Consider the following 4,958-nt stretch of genomic DNA (forward strand, 5'->3'; position numbering starts at 1 on the left):
GGCGATGATATCCGCGTTACATGGATAGATCAGCGCGGACAGGTGGTTTTCGATACGGAAGAAGCTCCCGAAGCTCTTGAAAATCATTCCGACAGAAAAGAGATATCCGAAGCCTTTGAAAAGGGTGAGGGAAGCTCCTCACGCTATTCAAAGACTATTATGCAAAAGACCATAAACTACGCTGTAAGGCTGAAAGATCACTCTGTAATAAGAGTTTCAAGTGTACATATATCCCTTGAAGCACAGCTGCTGAAAGTATTGAACCCTATGCTGCTCATACTTGCTGTAGTCGTTGTATTTTCCGTACTTGCGGCAACAAGGGTATCACGAAATATCGTTAGACCTATAAACAATATCGACCTTGCTCACCCCGATACGAAAAAGAGCTATAAAGAGCTTGCTCCTCTGCTTGAAAAGCTTCGCAGCCAGAACAGCAAGGTAAGCCGTCAGATGGACGAGATACAGAGCAGCCGTGAGCAGTTCGGACTTATGACAGAGTCTATGGACGAGGGACTTATAATCACCGACCCAAAGCTGAATGTGCTAACCTGCAATACCAGTGCGAAAAAGCTTCTCGGAGCAGGCGCATTTACGGAGGGGCAGAGCGTTTACGCTCTCAATAATTCGGAGGATTTCAGAAGATGTATCATGAATGCTCTGGGCGGCAGGCGTTCGGAGTGCATACTGCGTACAGGCGGCGGTCAGCGTGAAGTCATTGCCAGTCCTGCTAACAGTATAGACATGGTATGCGGACTTGTGGTATTCATCATGGACGTTACGGAGAAGCAGGAGCTTGAAACTATGCGCCGCGAGTTTACGTCAAATGTGTCCCATGAGCTGAAAACTCCTCTCACGACTATATACGGCATCTCCGATATGCTGGCTAACGGTATGGTAAAGCAGGAGGACGTTGCGCAGTTCGGCGGAAATATACGCAGCGAAGCCGAAAGGCTCATCAATCTCATCAACGATATAGTTGCGCTTTCTAAGCTCGATGAGGACTCAGCTCCACGCGAAAATGAAAGTGTTGAGCTGTACAGCCTTGCAGAGGAAGTGCTTGAAAGACTGAAGCTCAGTGCCGAGGAAAAGGGCGTGACTACGGAGCTTACAGGCGAAAAGGTATCACTTATCGGAAGCCGCACCATACTCGGCGAGATACTTTACAATCTCTGCGATAACGCCATAAAGTACAATGTCAGCGGCGGCAGCCTGAGCGTTAAGATATCTCATATACCGCAGAGAGCTATAATTACTGTAAGCGATACGGGTATGGGAATACCGCAGCAGCATATAGGACGTATTTTCGAGCGTTTTTACCGTGTTGACAAGAGCCGCTCACGGAAAATAAAGGGCACAGGTCTCGGACTTTCTATCGTTAAGCACGGTGTTATGTATCATAACGGTACTGTAAGAGTTGACAGCGAGGCAGGAAAGGGCACTGTTTTTACAGTAGAGCTGCCTATAGAGAAAAAACAATGAGGTGTTTCAATGAATAATGGCATTACTGCCGCAGAGCTTGAAAAGCTCGATAATTCGGAATATAAGATAATAGATATACGTGACAGCTCCGCTTTTGAGTACGGTCATATGGACGGAGCTGTGAATATTCCGCAGGAGGAGATACTTTCCGCGGAGCTGCCGAAGGATAAGAAGCTCATAATATGCTGCCGCAGCGGCATCATCAGTGGAGATATCGCTGATAAGCTCTGCGAAAAGGGCTTTGAAGCATACAACCTTGAAGGCGGCTATGTTGACTGGCTCCGCGTAAAAATGGAGAACAGGGAAGTCACGGAGGCTGTGGAGCTGAGTATCAGGAAGAAGTTCAAGAAGTCCATATGGTGCAAGTTCACAAAGGCTATAAACGAATATGAGCTTGTAAAGCCGAATGACAAGATAGCTGTCTGTATCTCGGGCGGCAAGGACTCAATGCTCATGGCAAAGCTCTTTCAGGAACTGAAACGCCACGATAAGTTCCAGTTTGAGTTGGTGTTCCTTGTTATGGACCCCGGCTACAGTCCCGAGAACCGCCGTGTTATTGAGGAAAATGCACGTTCTATGTCCATTCCTGTGCATATATTCGAGTCGGATATATTCGATTCTGTATACAATATTGAGAAGAACCCATGCTACATATGTGCGCGTATGCGCCGAGGTTATCTCTACAGCCACGCAAAGGCTTTGGGCTGTAATAAAATAGCTCTCGGACATCATTTCGATGATGTTATTGAGACTATCCTCATGGGTATGCTCTACGGCGGACAGGTTCAGACTATGATGCCGAAGCTCCACAGTACCAACTTTGAGGGCATGGAGCTTATACGTCCTCTTTATCTCGTAAGAGAAGCCGAGATAAAGCACTGGCGCGACTATAATGACCTGCATTTCATACAGTGTGCCTGCAAATTCACAGATACCTGCACTACCTGTGCTCCCGACAGCCGCTCGGTCTCGAAGCGACTGGAGATAAAAAATCTCATTGCGGAGCTTAAAAAGGTCAATCCGCAGGTTGAGAAGAATATCTTCCGAAGCGTTGAAAATGTCAACGTGAATACAGTCATCGCCTATAAGGACAACGCAGGTGTTCATCGTTTTCTTGATAAGTACGATGATGTAAAGGAATGAATTTGAATATTCATTTATGTTGCTCTTTTGTAAATGGGCTGAAAAATAGCGGAATTCAATGCAAAAACGTTGAATATCAGAAAAATAATTTTTGAATTCAGTGTTTTGTACAAAAGTATGGACTGAGTTTTGTGAAGTATCACAGATATTGAAAAAGGACTGAGATTTTCTCAGTCCTTTTTGCTTATTTCCAGAATATAACTGCGTCTTCAAGAGTATCTATAAGGCTTGGAAAGTGCTTCATAATAGTGCCTTCTCCCCAGTTGAAGAGCTGACCGAAGATGAATACAACTGTCAGTGCCATAGAAATACCCGAGAGAACGTATCTGCTCTTGTGAGCAGAGGGCTTTGAACAGCCGCGGAATATGCCTATCATAGCTGCAAATGTCATAAGAGGCATGATATCGAATAAATAGTGTGTGATAAATCCGCCGAGACAGAAGTCAGCCCATGCAAGGAATACGGACATTGCAAGGCATATAGCTAAGAACCATCTTCTGTAGCGGTCGGTGAGCTCCTTTGTTTTCGGTCCGAAAGCCTGCGGCTGGAGAAGTATACCGAAGAGGATAACAGGGAGTGTGAGTGCTCCGAAGCCCATTACTGCGTAAACATATGAGCCGTAGTTTTCAAGTCCGTTGAAGCCTGTTTCAAAGAATGGGAATGAAGTCTTTGACTTTGGTGCCTGCAGGAAATAGTGGTATATTGCCGACGGCAGATTTGAAAGCCTGAGAGTATTTGCGTGGATATCGCTGACTGTGAGCTGGTATGCTGCACCAAAGTCAAACGGTGAGCCAAATCTTGCGGCGTTGTACTTCATTATAAGTGCTGCACCTGCAATAAGCGGAGCTACAAAGCTTGCTGCAAGTCCGAGACGATAGCCGAGCTTTTCCTTTTTGTCGAGGAGTATTCCGATGAAGAAAGGTACAAGAACTGCGCCGCAGAGTGCAACTGTAGGACGTGAAGCAACTGAAAGTGCAAGAGCTGTACCGCCTATGATGAGCAGGACGGGCTTGAGCTTCTTCTTTGCAGTGGTGCAGGCTGTCATGCCTGTGAATAAGCTTATCATCAGGAAGCAAAGTCCCGAGATAGTTGGCAGAGTATAGCGGTCTATCTCATTTCCAAGCGTCCAGAAGCCCATTGTGGCTGTTGCTGTAGGCAGCATCAGCAGCAGGAGCAGGAGCTTAGGCTTTATTTTGAGAAGCTTTAAGGCTGCAAGTACAGTAAGGCACATGAAGAGTATGCCTATAACTGTGTAGAAGTTGTTTGCCATTGCCAGTGTTGGCAGCTTGCCTGTTAATTTATAATAAGGATAGTAGAATGTGAGCACGGGAGCTACGCCGAAATAGCTGTAGTATTTGCTGTTGTAGTATGCAAGATCCCAGTAGGCGAAAGCCTGTGAATTGCCGCGGAGTCCCGAATCATACACATTTTCAAGTTCATCAAGAGCAGGATCAGCGTCAAGGTCAAGGTATACCTGATCCTTTTCAAAAGCATCGAGAGTCATTGCAAATGGATCGTCGGTGTATTTTTCAGTACCTGTATATGGTCTGCTTTCCTGATTTGGCTGACGGAGACAAAATCCCGAAAGGGTACATAATACTATTACGGAGGCAACAGCGATAACGTGGGAACGCTTCTTTCTGTCGTAGTCCACTGCATAAAAACCGAAAGTCTTTATTGCAAGACAGCCTATAACTATAATATAGAGAAGAATAAATCTCAGGTTCGAGAATGAATAGGGAACAGCACTTAATGCGCGTATTTTGTGGATATTAATGGTTTTTGTAACGCCTGATAATGTAAGTGTGAGGGAGTTGAGCTTTTCGTATGGTTCAAAACAAAGGGAAAGCTCTGAATATCTGCCGCAGGTGCGCTTATGCTGAACTAAGATATCCTGAGTTGAGAAGTTTTTGTCTGTCATGGAGAGCTTTACATCAAATGGTGTTGATGAGCCGCCTTCAGCGTCAAGGCTTACAAGAAGCACTCTTGCATCTTCGGGAATATTGTACATCTTCATGTCAGAGTCGCCTGTAACGGATATATCGTTATCAGCCGAGATCTCAGCATTTGAACCGATGGTGATATCGGAAGTAGATAATACCTGATCTGTCTTTTGTGAAGTGAAGCTTTTTCCGTTGAAAATAAGTACTTCCGCAGCAAGTATCACGCAAGCACATATAGCACTCTTTTTAAGAAAAGCACTTATGCGTGGAGCTTTGTATCGTTTTGAAAGTACAGCTCCGAATACTGCGGCACTTGTAAGGGCAGAGCCTATAAGCGATATTCCGCTGTCTCCGTCTATCATGCCCACTGACGTTACTGCGCTTAGCAGTACC

The 4,958-nt window shown here is 45.4% G+C and carries 3 protein-coding genes; 2 read left to right on the plus strand and 1 reads right to left on the minus strand.

Annotation, left to right across the window (positions count from 1 at the left end):
- A partial coding sequence (locus tag QZZ41_RS00145; RefSeq protein ID WP_295066532.1) for an ATP-binding protein occupies window positions 1-1,479 on the plus strand: 1,479 nt, incomplete at its 5' end.
- Window positions 1,480-1,488: 9 nt separating this feature from the next.
- Window positions 1,489-2,622, plus strand: coding sequence for an ATP-binding protein (locus QZZ41_RS00150; RefSeq protein ID WP_295066535.1), 1,134 nt, complete (start codon window positions 1,489-1,491; stop codon window positions 2,620-2,622).
- Between the two features lie 184 nt (window positions 2,623-2,806).
- Here the strand turns inward: QZZ41_RS00150 and QZZ41_RS00155 are convergent.
- On the minus strand, window positions 2,807-4,958 hold a 2,152-nt coding region (locus tag QZZ41_RS00155), incomplete at its 5' end, for a hypothetical protein (protein ID WP_295066537.1).

Source organism: Ruminococcus sp. (assembly GCF_016283395.1).